Below are 23,736 nucleotides of genomic sequence, written 5' to 3' on the forward strand. Positions count from 1 at the left end.
GCGTGACCCACCGTCGCGCATCACGCGATCCCGAGCAGATCGAGTATCGCGTTCACGAAGGTGAGCGGGTGCGGTGGACATCCAGGGACGTAGAGTGAAGGGCCGACGCTCTCCAGGAAGCCGCGGTCGACGCCCGCGGCGCCGTCGTAGAGCCCCCCGGAGATGGCGCAGGCCCCCACGGCAACGATGAACCGCGGTTCGGGCATCGCATCCCAGGCCAGTTGAACCGCCTCCTTCATGTTGCGCGTGAGCGGACCTGTCAGGACGAGCGCATCCGCGTGCCGCGGAGAAGCCACCCACTCGATCCCGAACCGCTGCACATCGAAGTTGACGTTGGTGACGGCGTTCAGCTCGAGCTCACAGGCGTTGCAGCCGCCGGCCGAGACCTGGCGCATCTTCAGAGACCGCCCGAACAACCTCGAGAACGCCGCGGAAGCACGGACCCGCGCGATCTCCTCTTCGCCCTCTCGAACCGTGAGATCAAAGGGCTCGTTCCCGCCCATCCTTGGCTCCGGCGTGAACTCGATCTTCGCCTCGGGGCAGCCCTCCGCGCAGGCGTTGCAGAAGACGCAGCGGCCCAGATCGAGCGTCACCGGAGCCAGCCGGATGGCCTGGGTCGGGCACGCGTCACGGCACGCGCTGCAATCGGCCGCGCACGGGTCGCGACGGATCCTCGGGCGACCGCGAAGCCCGGTCGGCGTTGCCTTGCGGAGATCCGCGATAACCTGCGTGCCCTGGGAGGCACGTACACGGAGCGACAAAAACATCTTCATAGATCGTTCCCGCAGTAGGAGAGGTCGAAGCTCTTGTTGCAGATCGGGAAGTCCGAGATCTCGTTGCCGCGCACCGCAAGGGCGAGGCCCATCCAGTTGCGGAGTGATGGATCCTGGACTTTGTAATGGACCACCTCACCGCGCGCGCCGGTTTCGATGCAGTGGACGACCTCTCCACGAAAGCCCTCGACGAGCGAAATGGCGAGCTGGTTCGGCGCGAGCTCGCCGATCGATAGCCGCGGGCGCTCCCAGTTCGCGTAGAGCGCGATGACGGCCGACATCCACGACAGGGACGCTTCGATCTCCGCGATGCGGACACACGCACGCGCCCAGCAGTCGCCGTCCGGCAAGACGGCGGGCTGGATGGGCACGACGCTGTACGCCCCGTCCTCCATGAGGTGGCGCGCGTCGAGCTCGATCCCCGAGGCGCGCGCGGCCAGTCCGACGAGCCCGAGCTCCCGCGCTTGCGCGGTCGTCAACGTTCCCGTGGAACGCAGACGGTGCTGAACCGTTCGTGCCAGGAGAAAGCAATCGTTGATGATCGGCAGATCTGCTTGAAGCAGGTCGAGGTTCGCTCGAATGTCAGGCAGCGTCTCCGGCGGCAGCCGCATCCGGACTCCACCTGGACGTAGCGCTCCTTTGCCGAAGCGGCTGCCACATAGCCGCATCATCGTGTTGATCGCCGTGGTTCGGAGTCGGCCGTACGTCGTCGCTCCCTGCAGGAATCCGACGTCCGCCGCCATCCCGGCGAGCGTCGATAGGTGCATCGCGACCCGCTCGAGCTCGAGGGCGACCGCCCTGGCGAGCTCGATTTCGATGTCCAGCCGGCATCCCGCGAGGCTCTCGAGGGCGGAGCAGTGCGCCCATGCGTGAGCGACGCTGGTATCTCCCGCGATGGTCTCGATGAGCGGGGTCAGGCTCCGCGGGTCACGCTCGAGAAGGCGGCGTTCGACGCCACGGTGCTGATGACCGAGATGGATCTCCAAGTGATGCACCTGCTCCCCGAGGCACATGAAACGAAAGGAGCCGGGCTCGATCACCCCGGCATGGATGGGGCCGACAGCGACCTCGTGCACCTCCTTCCCTTCAATCTTGTAGAACGGGTGCGAGCTCATCGCCGATTGCTCCTGCCCCTCGTAGCGGATCGGCTTGAGCCACGGATGTCCGGCGATCCGCACGCCGGTCTGCTCGTGGAGCTCGCGCTCGAAGCAGTGAAGCGCGGCGTGCTCTGTCGTCATCTCGTGGTACCCGCGCGCCGCGGCCACCTCGGTCCTCGATACGTGCAGGGAACGGTCTGACGCCTGAAGCACCGCCGTGACCGCGACACGGTCGACGTCGCGCCTGCCATACAGCGTGACCACACGCATGTCCGCGCGGAGCTGCTTCAAGAGCTCGTCGCGCCACGGTCCCGGCTCGAGCCTCGGGATCGCGCCGACGGCGACCTGGTGGACGGTCATCGATGCCTTCACGGCCCCTCCAGGCATACAGCCACCTGTGCGAGCAGCGAGTTGATGGGCGGCGGGATGTAGACGCCCAGCACGACCAGCGCGACGAGGAACCCGAGCTTGGGCAGGGCGACCGGCAGCGTCTGCCGAGGCCAGCTGCGCTGCCTCGTGGGTTCACCCCAGATCATCGGAAACACCGCTCGCCCCGTCGCCACGAACGTCATCGTGATCAGCACGCAGAAGGCGGCGAAGACGAGCATCTGCCCTGAGCCGACAAGGGCAGACAGGATGAGAAGCTCTCCGAGAAAGCTGCCGAACGGGGGGAAGCCGAGCAGAGCGAAGGTGCCGACCATCAAGAACCCACCGCTGTACGGGAGGTCCTCGATGAGGCCCGATATCGCTCGCGTGTCCTTGGTATGATAGTGAGCCTTGATCGTGCCCGCCGTGAGGAAGAGGATCGCCTTGATGAAAGCGTTGCTCAGGACGTAGAGCAGAAGTCCGTAGGACGCTGACTTGCCGACGCCGAGGCCGATCGCGATCACTCCGGCGTGGTTGATCGACGCATAAGCGATGAGACGCTTCAGGTTGCGAGTCGCTATGATGCCGACCGTCGACACGATCACCGAGACGATGCCCATCGTGAGGAGCTCGCCCGCCAGAAGCGCCGCATGGGTCGGTCGGAGCACCTGAACGACGCGGAAGAGCGCGACGAGGACGCAGTTGAACTGGATGGCGCCGAGGAGCGCCGCGACGGCCGGCGGGGCTTCGTCGTAGGCCTCCGGAAGCCAGCTGTACATCGGCGCGAGGCCGAGCTTGGTGCCCAGCCCGAGGAGCGCCAGCGCGGCCCCGAGCTTCGTCCAGCTGTTCACCGGGATCGCGGAAGGCGCGAGGAGGCGATCGAGGAAGAACGTCGGAGCCTGGCCGCCGGACTCGAGCCCGCGCCCGAGGCAGATGAAGCCGACGAGGAGCACGCCGAGCCCGACGGACGAAAAGAGCAGGTAGCGCCATGACGCGCGATGGGACGCGGGTATGCCGGGTCGCACGATGAGGGGCGCGGCCGCGAGGGTGGTCGCCTCGAGGGCGATCCAGAGCAACACCAGGTGATTCGCGAGCAGCACCGTGTTCGCTGCAGCCAGGAACAACAGAGCCAGCCACACGAACCGCGCGATGTCCTGGCGGAGCGCCGGGGTCGTGTACACCCGATGCATCACGTAAAGGGAGATGCCGAGGAAGATCGAGTCCACGACGGTCGTGAAGAGCCGTGAAGTCGCGTCCACGCGAAAGAACCCCCCGAGGAGGCCCGGGACGTCGGGGGGCATCGCGGCTCCCATGATCGCGAGGGCGGTCGTGATCGCAGAAGCGCCGACCAGGACCAGCGTGGCTCGCTCGCGGGCGGCGCGCGCGATGAGCGCCACGGATGCCAGCGCTGGAAGCAGGACGAGGGCGATCGAGCTCATAACGTGGGCCCCTCCACGGGGCTCTCGGGCTGCGCGACGGTGCTCGCGCCGAGCATCTTGAGATACCAGCGATAGAGTGCGATCGTCACCGCGACGACGGCGACCTGACCGAGCTGAATGGCGAGCATGTCATGCTCATGCGCACCGCTGAGCTCGAACAGGGCGATCGCGTTCTCGATGCGAAGAACACCCACCATCTGGCTGAACGGACCGGATTGCGTCGATAGCACCAGGAAGCCGAGCAGCACCCCGGCTGCAGCCACCGCGACGAGTGTTCGCCGTTCTCCGTGCTCGGGGACGAGCGATTCGGAGAAGTTGAAGGCGAGGAGGACGATGCCGAGGGCGATCGTCCAAGAGAGCAGGTTCGGCGAGATGACGTCGTTGCGCCTGGGCGCGTTCTGCGATCGAAGCACGCGGTAGAGCGCGATCGGCGCGGCGAGCCCGCGCAGGAGGACCAGATCGCCCAGGGTGACCCAGTCACCCACGGTGTCGAGCTCCGGATTCAGGAGGTACGCCACCCACGCCATCAAGAACCCTTGACAGGACAGGCCGAGCAGGCTCGTCCGCCACGTCGCGACGAACAGGGGGATGAGCAGCACGCCGAGCAGCGTATTCAAGAGAGGGCTCATTCGGGGCCCCCCACCCGCCACACGGTCGCGAGGAGCGCGACGACGCCAGCGGCTAGCGCGACGACGATGTACTGGGGAACAGAGCGTAGCTTCAGCCGGGCTACCAGGGATTCGATCGTGCCAATCACGACGCCGGCCGCGAGGGTCAAGGCGAGGTTCGCGGTGGCGCAGGCCGCGCCGCCGGAGCCCGCCCACGGATTGAGGAGCGTCGCGACGATGGACGCGCCGACGAAGAGCTTGATCGCGGACCCGAGGTGGATGCACGCGAGATCCGGGCCGCTGTGGTCGAGGATCATGACCTCATGCACCATCGTGAGCTCGAGGTGGGTCGTCGGGTCGTCGACGGGCATGCGCGCCGTCTCGACCTGAAGCACGATGAGCATGGCCACGACCGCGGCGCCCCAGACGAGCGCGGGTGCGCCGGCGTGGAGGTGCGGCGCCAGCGCCTCGTGCAGGGTACGTCGGCCCCCGACGAAGCTCAGCGCGCCGGTGACGAGGAACAGCGCAGGCTCGAGGAGCGACGAGAACACGGCCTCCCGCGCTGCGCCCATCCCCTCGAACGAGCTCCCCGTGTCGAGCGCGGCGAGCATGACGGCGACGCGGCCGAGCCCCCACACGTACGCGAACCACACGAAATCGAGCTGGAACGATGCGAGGGGCGTCGAACCGAGAAGAGGCGCGATGAGGGCGGAGCCCACCGCGGTTGCGAGGAACACGTACGGCGCGATCCGGAATAGCGGTGTCGTCGTCGTGCTGTAGACGGACGATTTCCGGAAAAGTCGTCTCACGTCATGGGCCAGCTGAAGGACCGGCGGTCCCTTGCGTCCAGACCACAGCGACTTCACGCGGTTGATCACGCCGGTGAGGACGAACGGCATGACGACGAGCGCGGCGACGTTCGCGAGGCGGGCGATCATCATCGGCCGACCCCTCCGATCACCATCGCTCCGATGATGACGAGCGCGACGAACCCCGCGGAGAACGCGAAGCGCGGCTGTTCTGGGATGCGGTCAAACGCTTGAGCGATGAAGCTCTCTCCGTGCCCGAGCACCTCGAACATGCGTCGCTCTACGGCGTCGACATGGTGGGTTGAAAGATGGCCGGGCTGCTGCGGGAATGGCCCCTCGGGCAGCCGCTCCCTTCGAAGCGACGGCAAGAATGATGCGAATATACGCGTGAACTGCTCGGAGAATGAGCTCCCCGTGTACTGCATGCGAGAGGAGGTGGCGGTGGTTCCGCACCCCCATGTGACGCTCCGCCGCGCCGCTAGACCTCGACGCCAGCCGATCACGCCGGCAACGAGCAAGGCGCCGGCAAGCGCGCGGCTCGCCCATGCGAGCGGAGTGAGCAGGGCTGACAGCGTGCTCGCGCTGGACTCGATGGGAAAGAGCCTCAGCGCGGCGCCTATCGCTGCGATGCCCAGGTCTGGAGCTACGCCGATGGCGACCACGAACGCGGCGTGAATCACCATGGGCCAGAGCATCGAACCCGGCGCGTCCTCGCCGACGTGGAGCCCTGGCTCCCGCGGCATGCCGAGGAATGTGAGGCCGAAGGCCCGCGTCATCGACAGCGCGCTCACCGCGCCGACGAAGGCCAGCGCCGCCGCCGCTGCGATGGTCACCACGCTGCCTTGACTGGAAGGCGCGCGCCCTGCGAGGAGCCCGGCGTAGATCAGGAACTCGCTGACGAAGCCGTTGAGCGGCGGGAGCGCGGAGATGGCCAGGCATCCGATGAGGAAGAGGATGGCCGTCCGCGGGAGGCGCTTCGCAAGCCCGCCGAGCCGCTCGAGATCGACGGTGTGCGCAGCGCGGTAGATCGCTCCAGCGGCGTAGAACAGGAGGCACTTGAACAGCGCGTGATTCAGGATGTGCAGGAGGCCGCCGCCGAAGCCGCACAGGGTCAGCGCAGGGACTCCCCAGGTCCATCCCAGGTATCCCACCCCGAAGCCCATCGCTGCGATGCCGACGTTCTCGGTCGACGAGTACCCGAGCAGGCGCTTCAGATCGCGTTCGGCTGACGTGGAGAGGACGCCGAAGAACGCGGAGAGCGCGCCGAAGCCGAGCACGCTCCATCCCATCCACTCGTCGGGTCGTCCCATGAGCAGCGTGAAGCGGAGAAAGGCGAAGAGGCCGGCCTTGTGGATCACGCCTGACATGAGCGCTGAGATGTGCGCCGGCGCCGCGGAGTGGGCTCGGGGAAGCCACGTGTGAAACGGAAAGAACGCGGATTTCAGCGCGAACGACACCCCGAGGAGCAGGAAGAGCGTCCCCCGCGTCGGGTCCTGGCTCGACAGGAGTTCGCCGAACGCGGCGAAGTCCATGGAGTCGGTCTTGCTGTGGAGCAGCATGAACGCCGCGACGAGGACGAAGAGCCCGACATGGGTTGAAATGAGATAGTTGAAGCCGGCAAAGCGGATCTTCTGGTTGCGGTAATCCCAGATGACGAGCAGCCACGCTGCGAGGGCGGCGATCTCCCATCCCAGCAAGAACACGAGGGCGTTCTGCACCGAGTAGATCAGCACGAAGGACAGGGCGACCATGTTCAAGAGGGCGAAGTGTGGGCCGCCGTTCCTCCCTCGATCGAAGTAGGGGCGAAGGTATCCGACGGCGTAGATCGTGCCGAGCAGCGTCATCGGAAGGGACCACGCGAGGAAGAACGCTCCGAGCGCGTCGACGCGAAACGCCATGCTGTCGATGGGCGTCGGCCAGCGCCACACGATCTCCAGAGCCTCGCCGCCTCGAAGGATGGGGACGGCCCTCGCGAGCACGAGCGCGGCGGCCATCGCTTGCGAGGCGATCGCGGCCGCGCCTCGCGCGCCGTTCGAGCGCAGGCCCAGCGAGAGCGCCGCCCCGACGAGCAGCACGGGCACGCTGAGAAGCAGAGATCCCGTCACCTTGCTGTCCTCCCGCGACGTCTGCTGGCGCGTCGCGCCGCGCCGGCAGGAGGTGAACTCCGTCGAATGATTGAAGCAGTCATATGGACTCCGAATGAGCGTGCGCACGAAGAGCGTCGAGGATGGTCCAGCCAAACGCCGGCTTCGGCAGCACCATGGGTGGCAAGGAGTGGCCGTCTGGTCCCAGCGCGGAGCGAAAGGACTGTGGTGTGCCCGTCACGAGGAGGATGAGGAGCTTCGGTCGCGCGCTCCGCAGCGACGTGATGAACGTCACGATGTCGCCGGGATCGAAGTCGTCGGGAAACAGAACCAGGGCGGTCGCCGCGGGCGCCATCCTGTTCGCGTCGTTCAATGTCCTCTTGCCGTTCGACGCAACCCCGGCCTGGCTGAAGTAGGCATGAAGCGCGTCGATCGTCTCGGGATTGTCCGCGACGACGGCGACGTGGAGCAACCTGGCGGAGGAGCGGTTTGCCATGGCTGCCCGGGCGTCTAGCAAGCCGTGGGCCGCCTCGCGAAAGGCGCAAGAACCTTGAGGACGTGCCTATCGGGATGGAAGAGCCGACGACCCTTTCGGAGAACAGCGGCACAAAACGACAAATTGTCGCGACAAATTCGAACGGATCACATGAATTTCGTCATGATCAGGCCGCATTTTGATGCGATGGCGCCTACTTGACCGCTCCGAAGGCCAGCCAGGGGAGGCAGCGTCGCGTCGGTCTCGACGCCGTCGGAGCGCCGCTCGCCCGGGGTTGGCCGCTTGTTATGCTGTCGGAGCGCGCCGCTCGACCTGGATTGGCCGCTTGGAGAGGCCGCCTACGTGACGCCGGATGCTGCCGGCATCTCCCCGGCGCGCATCTCGCCAAGACCGTCCGTGCGCCGCGGTCAGGTCTGCCGCTCCGCGCGCTTGGCTTCGTCCCAGTAGCCGTCGAGCTCCTCGAGCGTGAGCGTGTCGTGGGACGCCTTGACAGGCCAGCCCCCGTGCCGCTCAATGACCCGCCGTTCGACGTGATCGAAGCGGCGGGTGAACTTGTCGATCGTCCGACGCAGGGCCCCCTCTGCGTCGACGCCGGCGTGGCGCGCCAGGTTCCCGAGCGCGAAGAGCACGTCCCCGAGTTCCTCCTCGATCGCGGCGGAATCGCCGCCATCGAGGGCCCGATCGAGCTCCCCGAGCTCCTCGTCCACCTTCGCGCGCGAGCCCCGCGCGTCCGGCCAATCGAAACCCACGCGCGCGACCTTCTCGCCTACCCGCTGCGCCCGGGTCAGCGCCGGCAGGCTGCGGGGAACGCCGCCGAGCACGCCGCGGTCCTTCCCCTGCCTCGCCCGTTCGTCCGCCTTGATGCGCTCCCAGTTCTGAAGCACCTCGTCGGCGTTCTCGGCGCTCTCGTCCGCGAACACGTGGGGGTGGCGCCGCACGAGCTTCTCGCAGATCGCAGCGATCACATCGTCCGGCCCGAACGCCCCCTCGGCCCGGGCGAGCTCGGCCTGGAAGACGACCTGGAGCAAGAGATCGCCGAGCTCGGCGCACAGCTCCTTGCGGTCGCCGCCGTCGATGGCATCGATGACCTCGCACGCCTCCTCGAGCACGTAGCGCCTGAGCGTCGCGAAGCTCTGCTCGCGATCCCAAGGACATCCGTCGGGTGCGAGGAGCCGCTGCATCAGCTCGACCATGCGCGGAAACGTACGACCGACCTGCTCGGGGAGCGGGGGGGCCTTCACGGGCTCGAAGGAACGAGGCATGCAGTGCTACTAGCGCAAACCGCCCCCGCTCCGGAAGCAGAGGAAGAGGAAGAGGAGACGATGCAGGGCGCGCTATCGCAGAGCGTCATCCTGGCTTCCGAGGCCGTAGCATGAGAAAAGTACGGAGGGCATCGAGGCTCCGACGACGAGGACGACCATGAAGAGCGCAGGCTATGTGGTGCTGTTCGCGATCGCCGGCTGCTCGCAGGGGGTGTGTCGGAGCATCGGGAGCGCGCCGGGCACGGCGCCGAACCCGGGAGAAGCGGCGGAGGAGCCCGTGACGGCGGCCCTGGTCAACAGCGGCGAGCAGGAGGTGCTGGACGAGGAGATCACCCCGCTGCGCAAGGGCGGGCGCCACCTCATCGCGGAGCCGCCGGACGACGCGGAGGAGGTGACGTACGCCGCATGGATCGCGGCGGCAGGGCTCGCCGCGCAGAACAGGCAGCCGCCGCCGGCCCCCCCACCGGGGTTCGCGCTGCGGGCGGTCCGCGAGCGCGACCTGTGGGTGTTGTCCGAGGACGGCACGCGCCGCCGCGGGGCAGCCGCGGTCGTGCTGCGCGTAGGGGCGGCCGTGCCGCTGATCGTCGAGGCGCCGCACACGTTCTTCGATCAGGGAACGCTGCCCGTCGCGCTGGCCATCTTCGAGGCGCAACGGGCGCGCGCGCTGATCGTGAATACGTCGCACCGGTACGGCGGGGGTCCCAACCCACGCGACGCCAGCGCGGACGATGACGGCGCAGAAGGCGGGCGCCCCAACCTGGGTGCCGCTGTCGGGGGCGGGCGCAACCCGGGTCACACCGCGGATGGTGACGAGAGCACGGAAGGCGCTGGTGGCGAGGACGGCGGTGATGAAGACGGCAACACCACGCAGGACGGCCCTCAGGGCACCGGCGGCAGCGCTCGTGGAGATAACCGTGCTTCCCGAGAGCGGCTGATTGCGTCGCTCGCCTCCGCAGACGTAGCCCACGCCGAGCGTTCGTTCTTCCTGTCCGTGCACCGGGCGCTGCTCCAGAGCTTCCCCGGCACGCCCACCGTGCAGCTGCACGGCTTTCAAGACCGTTCGGCTCCGAATGCCGCCATTATCGCCAGCGCGGTGGGACACGGCGCCGCGCTGGACCGGCTGCTCGCCCCTCTACGGGCGATCATCAACGATGGAAAGGTCCTCGCCTACCCCACGGAGATCGATAGGTTGGGGGGTGCCACGAACGTGCAAGCACGCTGGTCGCGTCAGATGGGCGCACCGTTCTACCATGTTGAGATGTCCCGAACGCTGCGCGACAAGCTGATCGTGGATACGGATTTCCGGCGCCGCTTCGCGGCGGCCTTCTCGGGGCTCACAGTCGGAACAAGTCGGATGCGCGACCCGGGTTGACCGCAACGGCATTGTCCTCAGCGACCCGGCTCAACGGATGCCAAGCGCGCGTCCTGCACGGCCAGCCGCTCCAGATCGTCCCAACAACTGGTGAACTATGACGTTCGCTGATCAAACGCAATCAGCGTCACCCGGGGCCGATCCATCCGCGATCGACACCGCATCCCCCGTTCGTGGACGTGCGCGCAGCGCCCTATGAACACTTCGCCCGTCCGCGCCAGCTCCTCCAAACGGATGTTCCCATGAGACGGCAACGACGCGTCGGAGCCGCCCCTTCCTATTCCGCACCGCTGTGAAGCTCGCCACCCGATATCTACACCGTGAGCCCGAAGTCCCTCGTGCTGGCGCCGTGGAACGTGCACATCCACCATGTCCCCGCCGGAAACACCACACTGCGTACCCCGGCGCGCCACCGTTCGAGCGCCGCGCGGTACGACGCGCGAAACGCCCGCACAGCGGCGCCAGCAATTCGTCGTACGTCCCCCTGCTCGCGGCCGACTGCAAAGGTCGGATTGCGTTCACCCAGCGCCTCAAAGCTCGTTACGCGCTCGTACGGGGAGATCTTGGTGACTCGCTCAGCACCAAGAAAACGACGCCCCTGCTGCTGCAGCGCAGAATGGGCCTGCGCCTCCCGTACGTTGAGTTCGACGGCGACCTCGTGGCGAAAGTCATCGACGCTGTCCTGCGCTACCGCCGGCGGCAACGCGAGAGGTAACGTCACTTCCTCGGGCCACTGTGGATTTTCCGGGTCAAGATACGCCACGGGACGCGCCGCTCGCAGCACGCCGCAGCCGAGCTCTCTCACATCGACTTTCGCCCCCGGCCACTCACGCGCATGCCGGACGAGACCAGCGGCTACAGGGTTTGCGAGTACGTAGGCTATTTTTTCCACCACGGCAGCGCGCGTCAGGAGTCGCACGACGCTCGTGGCTTCGTGGTCCCATACCGGTCCTTCCCACGCGCGAAGCACCTTGGTCCCGAGCGCCACAATACGATGAAAGAACTGCAAGAAGCGCGGCAGGACTCCATTCACATCCGTCACGACCAGGTGCAGATGCGTTGACATCGCGCAGAACGCGTGAACCTCGATTCCGAAGCGCGGGGCCGAGACCGCGAGGGCGTATACGAGGAGCTGGGTGATGGCTGCGTCGGGGCGAAAGAGCAGGTGCCGACGCAAGACGCGACGGGTGATCATATAGGTAGCGCCGGGCGCGATCTCGCGGGGGTGGCTCATAGCCCGTCCACATCAACAAACGCTGTGCCAGAGATCGCAGTCAATCATTTCAAGGAATTGCCGCGCCCCGCAGGTGGCGGCTCCTACGCCAGGGGTGGCGGCCGCCATGCCACTCGGATCGCCCTACCTGGGTAGAGTCCACAACCTGGGTCGGCGAGTCCGAGTCAGTCAGTCAGTCCACAACCTGGGTCGGGTCGCCGCCGCCGCCGCCGCCGCTCGGATCGCGCGCGGCGCGGCGCGGCTCGGGACCCAACCTGGGTCGGATCGGCCGGGGTCGGATCGGCCGGCGGGGGGCGGCCGGCCGGGGTCGGCGGCGGCGGGGGGTTGGGTCGCGGGTCGGGTCGGGTCCCGGATCGGCGTCAACCAGGGTCGGGCCGCCGCCAACCAGGGTCGGGTCGCGAAAATTACACGAGCAGCGCCGGAATCTGGTCAGGTCCGAACGCGGCAGCGCCGCGCGGCACCGTTGAGAACGTCGGTTGCACGGTCGGATCGGCCCGCAGCTCCGGAAAGCGCTCGAGCAGGAGCGACACGCCGATCCTCGCCTCCATCCGCGCAAGCGGCGCCCCGACACAGTAGTGCGGACCGCCGCCGAAGTTCAGCATCCCCACGGGTCGTCGATGGATGTCGAAGGTCTCCGGTCGCGGGTAGATCTCCTCGTCGTAATGGCGAGCGATCAGCGACAGGTAGAGGATCGTCCCCGCAGCCAGCGTCTCGCCGCCGATCGTCGCCTCACGCTCGACGAACCGCACGATGCCCGCCGTGCTGTTGCACCAGCGGGTCGACTCCTCGATGGCCTGCGGCAGGAGCGAAGGTTGCTGACGCAGCTGGTTCATCGCGTCGGGGTGGGCGAGCAGCGCCACGAGCAGGTTGGCCAGCATCCAGCTGGTCGTCTCGTAGCTGGCGAGGATCAACGTGAGCACGACCCCCTCGCACGCCTCCACGCCGCCCAGCCCCTCCGCGACGATCGCCCGCGCGATCTCGCCGAGCAGCGTATCGCTCGGGTGCGCCACCTCGCGCTCAGCGATCTCCCGGAGCTGCGCTTCCATCGCGGCGTGGGCGCTCCGCCCTTCGGCCACGACGACGGGATCCTGCGGCATCACGACGCTGCGGATCATCTTGCGAATCAGCACGTCATTCTCGGAGATCCGCTCCTCCGGGAGCCCGAAGAGGGCGCTCGTCACGCCCATGGGCATCGACATCGCAAAATCATCGAAAAGATCCGCCCGCTCCTTCTGCACGAGCCGTTCCACGACCCTGCGCGCCACCGGGGTCACGGTCGCCTCCTCGTAGCGGGAGATCACGCGTGGGGAGAGGACCGCGTTGAAGAGCCGCCGCATGCGCGTGTGCGACTCACCGCCAAGCGTCACGAGCGTCCCTTTCATGATCCCGGTGTCGTAGGCCTGGGTGCTGAAGGTCTCGCTGTCGCGCAGCACCGCGGCCACATCGGCCCCGCGGAGTACGACCGGCACGCCGAGTCCCTCGTCGAAATAGACGGAGTGCTCCCTCGCCGCAGCGGCGAGATGGATCCCGAACGCCGAAGGGTCTTTCGAGGTGAAAGAAAATAGATTCTTACGAGGCAGCATACATAAAACTTAGTATTCCATCTCGAAACGCGAATCAAGCCGCTTTGCCATGACTTCGACTGGGACGTAGGTGTGGAAGAGCGGTTATTGCGGACGCTTCTCCCACGTTGGCTTCGCGTGCGGGCCCTGTAGGTGCCCCCCGCCTGGTCTTGGGTCACGCCCGCACCGTCACGCCCGCACCGTCACGCCCGCACCGTGGTTGTGTCGCCGTCGCCCGCACCGTGGTTGTGTCGCTGTTGTCGGCGATCTGCGGTGATCGACGCAGTTGGCGGTCGCCCTACGCACGCCATAGACCGGCGCCTTCATGGCGCTCGATCAGACGGTGACACACCGCGGACGCGCCGAGATCCGTCCATGGTGGTTCGTCGAATCCCTGGCGACGAAAAGCTGCTCAACTCGGGAGTTCTGCTCGACCCGGGTTGAAGGCAGCGGATATCGCGGATGGAGGCGCCGTGACCCGATCATGGCAGCGAAGCCCGGCCGTCGTCGGGCCGGTCACCGAGAAGATGGATAGATTCCATCGCCTGCCTTGAGAAAGCGCTGGAAGCGGCCAGCAGGCGCGAGCGCATCCGCCATGGACGGTCGCCAGGCCCCATGAGCCGAGCCAGACACGCATCGTGCCCCCGCACCGGCGCCTATGGCAGGAGCACAAAAAACAGAGCGCCCATTCGACGGTGGGGGGAAACCGTCACGGGCGCTCTGCTTGCGTCTCTTGCAGGAGGTGAGCCAAGGACGTCCCTGCCTGATTTCAGATGCTTTTCCTACAGCGACAGACGTGCACCTTTCGGTTGTGGAATCGTAGCTTGCAGCGCTGTGAGCGGAGCGTGGCGGCCTTCGGCCACCGGCTCGCCGGAACCGCGCCGATCAGCTGGAGCCGTTCCGCTCTCCCGGCGCCTCCCGTCCCCCGCCGACGCCCCACGACGGCCGGGCGTTGAGCTCCTCAACGTCGGTTCCAATCATCTCCGTGTAGCTGCGACCCATCGCCTCGAGCTCGTCGCTGCTCAGCACGTCCTCGATCCGGGCGAAGCCCGCCGGCGCTCGCTGCTCTACCATCGAGAGGACCCGGTCGGCGCCCATCGCTCGGTTCGCGAGGACGAGGGAGCTCGTCGGCGGACGGCGCGCAGCTTCATAGGCGGCGAGCGCCTCTTCGGGGGCGCTCGTCTGGGCGAGGTGCCAGGCCAGCACGCGAGCATCGAGGATCGCCTGGGAGGCCCCGTTGGAACCGACAGGGTACATGGGATGTGCAGCGTCGCCGAGCAGGGTGACCCGGCCAGCGCCCCACCACGGCAGCGGATCGCGATCGATCATGGGATACTCGAAGATGACGGGCGCCGCGGCGATGAGCGCCGGAATGTCGAGCCAGGAGAAGCGCCACGCCGCGAAGTGGGGCAGCACGTCTTCCAGGCGTCCGTGCCGGTTCCAGCTCCCCGGCGCGACCGCCGCCCCCTCGTGCAGCCGCACCTCCGCCACCCAGTTGATCGCGGCCCGGCCGCGGAGCTCCGCGCGGCGGGAGATGGGATAAGCGACGAACTTGGCGGCCAGGTTGCTGCCGGCCATGATCATGCTGCGCCCCCCCAGGAACGGCTCGCCCTCGGTCACGCCGCGCCACATGTGAATGCCGTTCCACCTGGGCGGCCCCTCCGCCGGGTGGAGCTGCGCGCGAACCACGGAGTGGATGCCGTCGGCCCCGACAAGCACGTCCGCAGGGACCACGTCGCGCTCACCGGTCCGCCGATCCCGCACCGTGACCTGCACATCGGACGTCGTCTGCTCGAACCCCTCCACCGCCAGCCCGACGCGCACGCTGGAGGCCCCCAGGCGCCGCTGCACCGCCGCGAGCAACATCAACTGGAGCTCACCACGGTGGATCGACACCTGTGGCCAGCGATACCCGGCGGAGATACCCCGCGGATGGCCCCAGATCCGACCCCCGAACCGATCGTGGTGCACGACCTCGGCGGTCGGGATCCCTGTCGCCACCAGCGCATCGGCGAGGCCAAGCTCCGTCAGCTCTCGCACCGCGTGAGGGAGGAGGTTGATGCCGACACCGAGCGGCCTGATCTCTCGCGCGGCCTCCACAACACACGCATCGATGCCGGCCGCGTGCAGGCTCAAGGCCGCCGTCAGCCCGCCGATCCCCCCGCCCGCGATCAACGCCCGCATCACGCGACGCTCGCACGGCGCGCCGGACGCGGCAACGAGGCTCGTGGCGCCCGCGACCGCGGCGCCGAATCCGGGTAAGATCCTGGAACGAGGGACATACCATGCGATTGCTCGTCTCGATGGACTCTTGGGGTGCGAGGCTGCTCTCGGTGCTGGCGATCGCGCCTGCGCTGAGCTGCGGTGGAAACGTCACGTCCGGTGAAGGCTCGGGCGGCGGCACAGGTGAAGGCACCTCCAGCAGCACAGGTGAAGGCACCTCCAGCAGCACAGGTGAAGGCACCTCCAGCAGCACAGGTGAAGGCACCTCCAGCAGCACCGGAGGCTTGCCACCGGAAGGGTTTCCGTTCGCTTGCGACGATCCGGAGCCCATCGTCGTCGCGGACCAGAACACCGGGTACGTGCGCTGCGCCGACGGCTGGATCCACCGCGCGGAGGTCGTCACCTGTCCCAGCCCGCTCCCGCGTGCCAAGGCCTGCGCGGACCCGAGCGGCGCGACGGGGAACTGCACCTCCGACGCCGACTGCACCGAGCAGCCACACGGCTACTGCGACGTCATGACCGGAGGCGAGGTGGCTCCAGGGTGCTTCTGCCAGTACGGGTGCACGACCGACTCCGACTGCGGCGAGGGGCAGATCTGCCTGTGCGGCGATCCGATCGGGCGGTGCGTGCCCTCGCGGTGCACCAGCGACCAGGACTGTGGAAGGCTGCTCTGCTCCAGCTACGTCCTGCACCCCGGATGCGGCGGGACCGCCTTCGCGTGCCAGACGCCCGCGGACGAGTGCGCCAGCGACCAGGACTGCTCAGGGGACGAGCAATGCTCGCTCGAGGCCCTGCGGCACACCTGCACGCAGCAGATCTGCGCGATCGGCCGGCCGTTCCTCGTCGAAGGCGTCGTGCGCACCGCGCAGCCCGCCGCGCGCGACGACTGGCGGACCGCCGCTCCGGGCGCGCCGCCTCGCCTGGAAGAGCTGTCCGTCGAGCAACGGGCGGCGCTCGCCGAGCACTGGACCCGCGCCGCCCTCCTCGAGCACGCGTCGATCGCCGCGTTCGCGCGCTTCGCGCTGCAGCTCCTGTCGCTCGGCGCGCCGCCGGAGCTCGTCGGTGCCGCGCAGGCGGCCATGGGCGACGAGGCCGACCACGCGCGCACGTGCTTCGAGCTGGCCAGCGCGTTCGCCGGCCGCGGCGTCGGCCCAGGGCCGCTCGCCATCGACGGCGCCCTCGGCGGCGAAGGCACCCGCGAGATCCTCGTGACGACCCTCCGCGAGGGGTGCATCGGCGAGACCGTCGCCGCGATCGAGGCGGCAGAGGCCGCCCTCCACGCGACCGATCCCGCGGTACGGCGCGCGCTCGAGAAGATCGCCGAGGACGAGACGCGGCACGCCGAGCTCGCGTTCCGGTTCGCGGCCTGGGCCCTCGACCGCGATCCTTCCCTCGCGAGCGCCATCGTCGACGAGCTCGCCGCGGCCTCCTCGGAGCTCCCCGCCCCGAGCGAGGCCAGCCACGGCAGCCCGCTGCTCGGCTTCGGCGTGCTCTCCCCGCAGCACCGGCGCGCGATCCGGGAGCGCGCGCTCGCTCAGGTCATCGCGCCCTGCGCGCGGGCGCTGCTCTCGCGCGGCGGCGGCAGCATCGAGCGCAGCCGCCCGCGCCCGGCGGACGGCCGTCAGCGCGAGGAGACCGACAGCTTGGCGACGAACAGCTGACCGCCCTCGGCCTCGACAGGGCAGTTCAGGAGCGCGAAGTCGGCGCCGGACGTGCCTGCGAGGAACACGTCCGTTCCGGAGACGGCGAGCGCCAGGATCCGCTGGAGCGCAGGGCCGCCGAGCGCGCCCAGCCACTCGACCTCGCCGTCCGTGGCCCGGAGCCGCGCGAGGAAGGCGTCCCCCTCGCCGGCCTCCCCGCCGATCTCGACGTCATCGATCTTCATCTGTTGATCGAAATGTCCGGCCACGACGATCTTTCCGAGCTCGTCAACGCCGACGACCCGCGCCGATTGAGCCCCGCTGCCCCCGAGCTGCTTGGCCCACGTGGCGGCGCCGCTCCGGTCGAGGTGCGCGGCGAAGCCGTCCTCTCCGGTGGAGACGCTCTCTCCGGCGAGATCGATCTGCCCCTCGAACGAGCCGGTCAAGACGACGCCCGCGTCGAGCATCGCCACGGCGCTGGTGCGCTGATCGCCGCGGAGAGCGGAGTAGTGTCGATACCAGACGTCCGCCCCATCGGCGCTCCATCCATCGCAGATCCACGACGCCGGAAACGACGCCAGGAGAGCGTCGATCCCGTCCGAGGCCGCGCCGCCGGGCGGCAGCGCGCTCTCGAAGCCGGGGAAGCCCACGTTCACCCGGCCCTCGAAATCGGCGATCACGAAGGCGTCGCCGGAGGCCACACGGAGATCGCGAGGCCAGAAACGCGCTCCCTCACGGCCCGCAAAGACGCCGCTGCACGGATTCAGGAGGGTCTGCGCATCGTAGCTGGAGAACCCGATGTCCAGCCCGCCCTGGAGCGACGTCAGGACGAAGACGCGGTCGCCCTCCGCCGCAACCGCCTTCGCCTCGTCAAGACCGCTGGACCCGTGCGTCACGCACGCCGCGACCCCGTCGGGATCGCTCTTGTCGAGCCGCGCCACGAACGCGTCGCCGGCGCCCTCGGGCAGCCCGCAGTCCGCGCCGAACGACAGGCTGCCCGTGAAGTCGCCCGCCACGTAGACGCTGCCGCCGTCCAGCGCGATCGCGGTCGCCTGGTGGACGTGGGTCGCGGTGTCGTTCTCCGCGTTCCCGAAGCGCTCGCTCCACACGTGGTTCCCGTCCCGCGCGAGGTGCGCCACGAAGACGTCCTTGCCGGCGCCGCCCGCCGTGAGCGGGGCGCCGCCGGCAACGGTGAGGTCCCCCTTGAAGCCGCCCGCCAGCCACAGGGTGCCGTCCTCGTCGGCCGCGATCCCGCCGAGCGTGGTCTCGGCGCCACCGAAAGCCATCACCCACTGGCACGTATAGCCGGGCTCGCTGAACGAGCCGCCGCCGACGCCTTGCTCGTCGATGAGCTGGATGCCCACGATCTCCGCGCAGCCCGCGCTGCTCGCCGCGACGAGAGAGCTCGCCAGCCACAGCCGAGCGCGCCTTTCGAGCCTCATCGTCATCAGAACGCCCCGACGACGGAGCCACCGACGACGCCCGGAGCGAGCTGGACGCGGGCGGTCGCGCGCGGCCCGTCCGAGGGCAGCGTCAGCCAGAGGACGGCCGTGCCGGCGAGCGCCACGCTCGCGGCGATGAAGGAGAAATCGGACACGGTCGCATACGACATCGCCTTGCTGGCCAGATCGGGCACCGGCTGCGCGCAGTCCCGGTAACGCCTCGGATTCGCGCACGCCGTCTTCGCCGCGTCGTCGACCTTGTCCCACGTGGAGATCGCCAGGCCACCGAAGGTGCTTCCGAGCGCGATGCCCGCCAGCGTGAGCCCGCCCGTCACCCACATCAGGTTCCGGTGGATCGGATCCGGCCTTGCGCCGTAAGGCGTCGGCCTGCGCGGCTCGATGTCGCCGGTGGAAGGCGCGGGATCCTGCGCTGCCGCGCTGGGCGCGAGCGCCCTCACGGGGACCTCGACGGCCTCTCCCGGCCGCGTCACCTCGACGTCGCGCGCGAGGGCGTACCTCGCGGGCGCAGCCGCGATGACCTTGTGCTTCCCCGGCTCGACAGGGCGGGCCGCGCCGGCCCCTTTCGCGGCCACGCCGTCGAGCGCCACCGGGAGCGCCTTCACCTCATCGGACACCTCTGCGGCGGTCTGCTCGGCCCGGGCCACGCCCGCCTGCGCCCAGGCGGCCAGCGTCACGAGGAGCCCGAGCGCGGGCCGACCGAGCCCCCTTCGCCCCGCGCGCCCCACACCCTTTGCGGAGCGCCGGGAGCCTCTGCTGATCGCTTCAGGCATCGAGTCCCCTGGAAGGTCGGCGAGCGACACCTGCTTCAGGTCCCCGCGCTGGACCACGATGACCGATAACAGGGCACCGCGACGAGCGCCAGACGAAAGACCCCCGCGCCAGCCGCCACGCCGCGCCCTGTTCGCGCTTCGACGCACGCGGCCTTTGCGCTAGCGTTCCGCTCTCGGTTCCTCGTGGTTCCTCTCGTTCCTCGCGGTTCCTCTGGTTCCTCGCGGTTCCTCTCAGTTCCTCTCGGTTCCTCTCGGTTCCGGTCTCGCCCCTCGCTCCCAGGTCGTCGAGCGTACCGGCTGGAGCGCCCTCGCGAACAGGTGCCCTGATGTCCTCCGTGCCAGCCCCCAAGAAGAAGCGGTCCAAGAAGAGCGCGCGCTCGCTGCCTCGCAGGGACGAGGAGTGGATCGGCGGCTTCTTCTCCCTGCGCGCGTTCGTGCACGAGGGCGACGACGCGTACCGCCCCGAGGCGGTCGTCTGGATGACCGAGCGCGGCTTCGTCCTGAGCTGCGCCGCCCTGCGTCCCGGCGACGTCGTGACGGGCGCGGTCGACAGCTTCGAGGCCGCCACCAGAGGTCCCCTGGAGGGCAAGCCGCGCCTGCCCGAGCGCGTGCGCGTGGCCTCGCCGGCGCTCGCGGAGGCCCTGCGGGCGCGGCTCGGCCCGGAGGTCGAGGTCCGCGTCGCGCCCACGCCGGAGATCGACGTCGTGGCCGAGGACCTGGAGGCCCACCTCGGCTCGCGGGACGGCCGCCTGACGCCGAGCTTCCTCGGGGGCGGCATCGAGGCGCCGGCGATGGCCTCGTTCTTCCGCGCGGCGGCCGCGCTCTACCGCGTGACGCCCTGGAAGGCGGTGCCCAGCGACGCCGACATCATGGCGCTGTCGATCCCGTCGCTCGGCGCGCGCGATCTCGCGCTGTGCGTCGTCGGGCAGGCTGGCCAGAGCCACGGCGTCCTCCTGTTCGAGAGCGCGCGCGGGTTCGAGCTCTACCTGGCCGAGACCGCCAAGCTCCCGGACGCGCCGCCCGCGTCGCTGCCGGCGAGCTTCTTCTCGCTGAGCTTCGATCGCGCGAGCGACCTGCACCCCGCGCTGCGCGCCGAGGTCGCCGAGCAGCGCTGGGAGCTGGCCGACCCGGACGCCTACCCCACGCTCGCGATGGTCGACGAGGACCTCATCGGCCGCAAGCCGACGCCGAAGGAGCTCACGGCCTCCGAGGCGCTCGCGCTCGGCCTGGTCGAGCTGATGAAGCGGCGCAAGGAGGTCACGAGGGCGTTCCGCGGCGGCGCCCCGGTGGAGGCGAGCTACGTCGTGGAGACGCACGCGGGCCCGGTGGAGGTGCTCTTCCGCGCGCCCCACCCGGAGCGGAGCTGATCCCGGCGGCGGCGCCGGCGAATCGGTCATCAGGGCTCGGGCGATCCGACGGGCGAGCGCAGCAGCGGGGAGGCCCCGCCCTCAGCGAGCGACGAGCCGGTAGAGATCGGCGTTCACGATGAACTCGCAGAGGACGTTGCCGAACTGGAGCATGTCGCCGCTGCGGAGGGGCACGCCGTCCCCGGACGGCGCCAGGAGCCGGTCGTTCAGGAAGGTCCCGTTGGTGCTCTTTCTCGCGTGGAACATCGGGGTGTCCGCGACCAGCACCGAGATGTGGGCGTGGACCTTGGAGACGGACGCGTCGCGGAGCACGATATCGCTGTTCAGCGCCCGCCCGATGAGGATGCGATCCTGCCAGGGGCTCTCGGGGCGCTTCGCCACCGGCAGGAGCTCGCAGCCGTGCGACGTGGCGATCATCCCCGACGAGATCCGGTGACGGGACAAGGTCGGCTGGCCGCTCATGCCAGGCGCGGTCCCGGCGACGAGGGTCTTGAACGACGGAGGAGGTTGGTCATCGGGGCCGAGCTCCCGGAGCAGCCAGGCGTGCGGGTACTTCCGATCGAACGCCATCCGTGAAATCGCCCGGCTCTGAGCACAAAGCGCCGCGAAGGTCAACATGACGAGATCTTCCCCCAGGTTCCGGGCCGTTCGAGAGAGCCGAGCTCCCCGAGCGGCGCATCGCCAATTCGGCGGGGCCCGATAGGCCCTTATACATCAGGAGACGACGGAATCACCGGACGCCACGAGACACCTTCGAGACGACCTCCGGCGCTGAACGGACTACATCGTCGGCGCTCGCCACACTCGGCTCCCGCGCGGGCAGCTCCGCCGTGCGACGCGCCTTTTGCCAGCGTCGCACGCCGGCCAGTCCGCAGGAGCGCTTCGCACGGCGGCTCCTGTATCGTGCCGCCGTGAGCTCCTCCTACAACGTTCAGCATGCGCCGGTCGGCGCCTTTGCCTCCTTCACCCTCGGCAGCGTCAACCGACGGGGCGGCTTTGCCTCCCAGGTCGGCCGCCCGGGAGGGTCGAACGTCTACATCGGTTACCGCGAGGGCAACGGCCAGTTCTTCTGCCTCCCTTACTTCGAGACGAGCAGCGCCCCCGGCTCGGAGGTCCCGTTCGGCGTCACGCTGACGTACGACACGCAGATGCGCCGCGTCTTCGGCGAGCAGGACATCCGCCGCGAGCTCGGCTGGGCCACCGACACAATCCGCGCTGGACGGATCACGTTCACCGTCTTCTCGCCGTTCGGCGCGATCCCGGATCCGCGCACGGCGCCGGCCGCCGAGGTCGCCCAGCGGTGCTGTCCGGCCCTCATCGCGCGGATCGAGCTCGACAACACCGGCCGCGCCGAGCCCATGACGGGCGTCTTCGCGCTCGATGCGCCGAGCATGCGCGACCTCGAGTCGACGAGCGGCGGCCAGCTGATCGGCGTCGCCCACGCCCGGCGCTGGGGCTTCGCCTGCCGCCCGGAGCCGGGCGTCCGCGCCTTCCAGGCCTTCTCGCCCGAGAACGCGCTCGAGGGCAGCGCTGATCGGCTGTTCCGCCTCGGCAAGACCGGCGGCCTGCTCATCGACGTCCCGCCGGGCGCCCGGCGCGAGGTCTGGATCGCGCTGGGGTTCCACGAGGCCGGGACCATCACGACCGGCATCGAGGCGCGCTACGCGTACACCCGCTACTTCCGGAAGCTCGAGGACGTCCTCTCCCACGCGCTCGACCACCGCGAGGCGCTCGTCCGCGAGGCGGCGCAGCGAGACGAGGAGCTCGCGAGCTCGCCGCTGAGCCCCGCCCAGAAATGGCTGCTCGCCCAGGCGACCCACGGCTATTTCGGGTCCACCGAGTGGCTCGACACGGCGCTCGACGACGCCTCGCCCCCCGCGCCGCTGTGGGTCGTGAACGAGGGCGAGTACGAGATGATGAACACCTTCGATCTCACGATCGATCACCTCTTCTTCGAGCTGCGCTACGCCCCCTGGGTCGTGCGCGACGTCCTCGACCTCTACGTCGATCGCTACAGCTTCCGCGACGAGGTGAAGCGCCCCGGCGCGCCCTCCGAGCTCCTCCCGGGCGGCGTGTCGTTCACCCACGACATGGGCGTCAGCAACCACTTCTCGCCCGCCGGCGACTCCAGCTACGAGCGCCCGAACCTCGACGCCGCCTGCTTCAGCCACATGACGCACGAGCAGCTCACGAACTGGATCTGCTGCGCCGGCGTCTACATCGCGCGCGCGGGCGACGAGGGCTTCCTCGAGCGCCACCGCGGCCTCTTCGCCGAGCTCCTCACGAGCCTCCTCCACCGGGACGCCCCGGAGCCCGGCGCGCGGACCGGCGTGATGTCGCTCGACAGCAACCGCTGCGGGACCGGCGCCGAGATCACGACCTACGACTCGCTCGACCACTCGCTCGGTCGCGCGCGCGGCAACCTCTACCTGGCCGGCAAGACGTGGGCGTCGTACGTGATCCTCGCCCACCTTCTCGAGCGCTGCGGGAACGCCGCCCAGGCCGCGGAGTCCAGCGCAGCGAGCCAGCGGTCGGCGCGCGCCATCGTGTCGGCCTTCCACGAGCCGTCGGGCTACATCCCCGCCCTGCTCGACGGGAGCTCGACGAGCGCGATCATCCCCGCGATCGAGGGGCTCCTCTATCCCCACGCCATGGGCCTGCTCGACGACAACGCCGCGGAGGGCGAGCACGGCGAGCTCGTGCGGACCCTCCACCGGCATTTCCAGGCCATCCTCAAGCCCGGTCTGTGCCTGTTCCCCGAGGGCGGCTGGAAGCTCTCGAGCAGCAGCGACAACTCCTGGATGAGCAAGATCGCGCTCTGCCAGCACATCGCGCGCGCGATCCTGAAGGCCGACCTCTCCGACGACGGGCGCAACGACGAGGCCCACGTCCGCTGGCAGATCGAGGGCTCCGGCTACTGGGCCTTCTCCGACCAGATGCAGCGGGGCGTGCCTGTCGGCAGCCGCTATTACCCGCGCGGCGTCACCGCCATCCTCTGGCTCGACGAGCGCTCCGCCGGGGCGAAATCGGCGAGCCGCTAGCGCGCGCCGCCCCCCAAAGCCGACGTGACCTCCCGGAACCCCTCCGGATCGGGAAGCGTCAGGCAGCGCACCTCGCCCCTCCCCTGAGCTCACAGTTCGTCCGGCGACGATCCCCTATTGTATATCGTCC

At 69.1% G+C, this 23,736-nt stretch carries 18 protein-coding genes; 4 read left to right on the forward strand and 14 right to left on the reverse strand.

Annotated elements, in window-relative coordinates; genetic code table 11:
- Positions 1-20: 20 nt before the first annotated feature.
- The 8 genes from WMF39_RS26165 to mazG all read right to left on the reverse strand — a co-directional run bounded on the left by WMF39_RS26165 (position 21) and on the right by mazG (position 8,934).
- On the reverse strand, positions 21-773 hold the full coding sequence (locus WMF39_RS26165; RefSeq protein ID WP_437739203.1) for an NADH:ubiquinone oxidoreductase: 753 nt from the start codon (positions 771-773) through the stop codon (positions 21-23).
- Entirely contained in the window at positions 770-2,242 is a 1,473-nt protein-coding gene (locus tag WMF39_RS26170; protein ID WP_437739204.1) for a hydrogenase, read from the reverse strand. The genes WMF39_RS26165 and WMF39_RS26170 overlap by 4 nt, the downstream gene beginning before the upstream one ends.
- Positions 2,239-3,675, reverse strand: coding sequence for a proton-conducting transporter transmembrane domain-containing protein (locus tag WMF39_RS26175; protein ID WP_437739205.1), 1,437 nt, complete (start codon positions 3,673-3,675; stop codon positions 2,239-2,241). The genes WMF39_RS26170 and WMF39_RS26175 overlap by 4 nt, the downstream gene beginning before the upstream one ends.
- On the reverse strand, positions 3,672-4,304 hold the full coding sequence (locus tag WMF39_RS26180) for a hypothetical protein (protein WP_437739206.1): 633 nt from the start codon (positions 4,302-4,304) through the stop codon (positions 3,672-3,674). Before WMF39_RS26180 ends, WMF39_RS26175 begins: the two co-directional genes overlap by 4 nt.
- On the reverse strand, positions 4,301-5,224 hold the full coding sequence (locus WMF39_RS26185; protein WP_437739207.1) for a respiratory chain complex I subunit 1 family protein: 924 nt from the start codon (positions 5,222-5,224) through the stop codon (positions 4,301-4,303). Before WMF39_RS26185 ends, WMF39_RS26180 begins: the two co-directional genes overlap by 4 nt.
- Positions 5,221-7,197 carry a proton-conducting transporter transmembrane domain-containing protein gene (locus WMF39_RS26190; protein WP_437739208.1) on the reverse strand — a complete coding sequence of 659 codons (1,977 nt, stop codon included), beginning with the start codon at positions 7,195-7,197 and terminating at the stop codon, positions 5,221-5,223. Before WMF39_RS26190 ends, WMF39_RS26185 begins: the two co-directional genes overlap by 4 nt.
- A 79-nt stretch (positions 7,198-7,276) precedes the next feature.
- Positions 7,277-7,672: a hypothetical protein gene (locus tag WMF39_RS26195; RefSeq protein ID WP_437739209.1), complete on the reverse strand. Its 396-nt coding sequence runs from the start codon at positions 7,670-7,672 to the stop codon at positions 7,277-7,279.
- Between the two features lie 407 nt (positions 7,673-8,079).
- Positions 8,080-8,934: a nucleoside triphosphate pyrophosphohydrolase gene (gene mazG / locus WMF39_RS26200; RefSeq protein WP_012237435.1), complete on the reverse strand. Its 855-nt coding sequence runs from the start codon at positions 8,932-8,934 to the stop codon at positions 8,080-8,082.
- A gap of 157 nt (positions 8,935-9,091) precedes the next feature.
- Here mazG and WMF39_RS26205 point away from each other — a divergent pair, with 157 nt between their 5' ends.
- Positions 9,092-10,306 (forward strand): hypothetical protein, encoded by a 1,215-nt coding sequence (locus tag WMF39_RS26205; RefSeq protein WP_437739210.1) that lies wholly within the window; start codon positions 9,092-9,094, stop codon positions 10,304-10,306.
- A 313-nt stretch (positions 10,307-10,619) separates the two neighbouring features.
- Here WMF39_RS26205 and WMF39_RS26210 read toward each other — a convergent pair whose 3' ends face one another.
- The 3 genes from WMF39_RS26210 to WMF39_RS26220 all read right to left on the reverse strand — a co-directional run bounded on the left by WMF39_RS26210 (position 10,620) and on the right by WMF39_RS26220 (position 15,286).
- A complete protein-coding gene (locus tag WMF39_RS26210; protein WP_437739211.1) occupies positions 10,620-11,540 on the reverse strand; it encodes a transposase in 921 nt (306 codons plus the stop codon).
- Between the two features lie 404 nt (positions 11,541-11,944).
- Positions 11,945-13,123, reverse strand: a complete 1,179-nt coding sequence (locus tag WMF39_RS26215; protein ID WP_437739212.1) for a cytochrome P450 — start codon at positions 13,121-13,123, stop codon at positions 11,945-11,947.
- 864 nt (positions 13,124-13,987) lie between these two features.
- Positions 13,988-15,286: a flavin-dependent oxidoreductase gene (locus WMF39_RS26220; RefSeq protein WP_437739213.1), complete on the reverse strand. Its 1,299-nt coding sequence runs from the start codon at positions 15,284-15,286 to the stop codon at positions 13,988-13,990.
- Between the two features lie 101 nt (positions 15,287-15,387).
- Between WMF39_RS26220 and WMF39_RS26225 the strand changes: the two genes are divergently transcribed.
- On the forward strand, positions 15,388-16,986 hold the full coding sequence (locus tag WMF39_RS26225) for a ferritin-like domain-containing protein (protein WP_437739214.1): 1,599 nt from the start codon (positions 15,388-15,390) through the stop codon (positions 16,984-16,986).
- Here the strand turns inward: WMF39_RS26225 and WMF39_RS26230 are convergent.
- Positions 16,947-18,407, reverse strand: a complete 1,461-nt coding sequence (locus WMF39_RS26230; protein ID WP_437739215.1) for a hypothetical protein — start codon at positions 18,405-18,407, stop codon at positions 16,947-16,949. The genes WMF39_RS26225 and WMF39_RS26230 overlap by 40 nt on opposite strands.
- A gap of 5 nt (positions 18,408-18,412) precedes the next feature.
- On the reverse strand, positions 18,413-19,198 hold the full coding sequence (locus WMF39_RS26235; RefSeq protein ID WP_437739216.1) for a hypothetical protein: 786 nt from the start codon (positions 19,196-19,198) through the stop codon (positions 18,413-18,415).
- A 326-nt stretch (positions 19,199-19,524) separates the two neighbouring features.
- On the opposite strand from WMF39_RS26235, the gene WMF39_RS26240 reads away from it, so the two are divergent.
- Complete coding sequence (locus WMF39_RS26240) at positions 19,525-20,565, forward strand: hypothetical protein (RefSeq protein WP_437739217.1); 1,041 nt, start codon at positions 19,525-19,527, stop codon at positions 20,563-20,565.
- Positions 20,566-20,646: 81 nt separating this feature from the next.
- Here WMF39_RS26240 and WMF39_RS26245 read toward each other — a convergent pair whose 3' ends face one another.
- Positions 20,647-21,135 (reverse strand): FHA domain-containing protein, encoded by a 489-nt coding sequence (locus WMF39_RS26245; RefSeq protein WP_437739218.1) that lies wholly within the window; start codon positions 21,133-21,135, stop codon positions 20,647-20,649.
- A gap of 341 nt (positions 21,136-21,476) precedes the next feature.
- On the opposite strand from WMF39_RS26245, the gene WMF39_RS26250 reads away from it, so the two are divergent.
- Positions 21,477-23,606, forward strand: coding sequence for a glycoside hydrolase family 52 protein (locus WMF39_RS26250; RefSeq protein ID WP_437739219.1), 2,130 nt, complete (start codon positions 21,477-21,479; stop codon positions 23,604-23,606).
- Positions 23,607-23,736: the final 130 nt, after the last annotated feature.

Origin of the sequence: Sorangium sp. So ce1504 (genome assembly GCF_051521635.1) — a bacterium.
Lineage (GTDB): Bacteria > Myxococcota_A > Polyangia > Polyangiales > Polyangiaceae > Sorangium > Sorangium cellulosum_B.

Coding starts and splice junctions, on each gene's coding strand:
- WMF39_RS26215 (WP_437739212.1), bottom strand. CDS start 13,123: ATGCTGCCTCGTAAGAATCTATTTTCTTTCACCTCGAAAGACCCTTCG.
- WMF39_RS26230 (WP_437739215.1), bottom strand. CDS start 18,407: ATGAGGCTCGAAAGGCGCGCTCGGCTGTGGCTGGCGAGCTCTCTCGTC.
- WMF39_RS26245 (WP_437739218.1), bottom strand. CDS start 21,135: ATGGCGTTCGATCGGAAGTACCCGCACGCCTGGCTGCTCCGGGAGCTC.
- WMF39_RS26195 (WP_437739209.1), bottom strand. CDS start 7,672: ATGGCAAACCGCTCCTCCGCCAGGTTGCTCCACGTCGCCGTCGTCGCG.
- WMF39_RS26205 (WP_437739210.1), top strand. CDS start 9,092: ATGAAGAGCGCAGGCTATGTGGTGCTGTTCGCGATCGCCGGCTGCTCG.
- mazG (WP_012237435.1), bottom strand. CDS start 8,934: ATGCCTCGTTCCTTCGAGCCCGTGAAGGCCCCCCCGCTCCCCGAGCAG.
- WMF39_RS26235 (WP_437739216.1), bottom strand. CDS start 19,198: ATGCCTGAAGCGATCAGCAGAGGCTCCCGGCGCTCCGCAAAGGGTGTG.
- WMF39_RS26240 (WP_437739217.1), top strand. CDS start 19,525: ATGTCCTCCGTGCCAGCCCCCAAGAAGAAGCGGTCCAAGAAGAGCGCG.
- WMF39_RS26225 (WP_437739214.1), top strand. CDS start 15,388: ATGCGATTGCTCGTCTCGATGGACTCTTGGGGTGCGAGGCTGCTCTCG.
- WMF39_RS26175 (WP_437739205.1), bottom strand. CDS start 3,675: ATGAGCTCGATCGCCCTCGTCCTGCTTCCAGCGCTGGCATCCGTGGCG.
- WMF39_RS26185 (WP_437739207.1), bottom strand. CDS start 5,224: ATGATGATCGCCCGCCTCGCGAACGTCGCCGCGCTCGTCGTCATGCCG.
- WMF39_RS26165 (WP_437739203.1), bottom strand. CDS start 773: ATGAAGATGTTTTTGTCGCTCCGTGTACGTGCCTCCCAGGGCACGCAG.
- WMF39_RS26210 (WP_437739211.1), bottom strand. CDS start 11,540: ATGAGCCACCCCCGCGAGATCGCGCCCGGCGCTACCTATATGATCACC.
- WMF39_RS26220 (WP_437739213.1), bottom strand. CDS start 15,286: ATGCGGGCGTTGATCGCGGGCGGGGGGATCGGCGGGCTGACGGCGGCC.
- WMF39_RS26180 (WP_437739206.1), bottom strand. CDS start 4,304: ATGAGCCCTCTCTTGAATACGCTGCTCGGCGTGCTGCTCATCCCCCTG.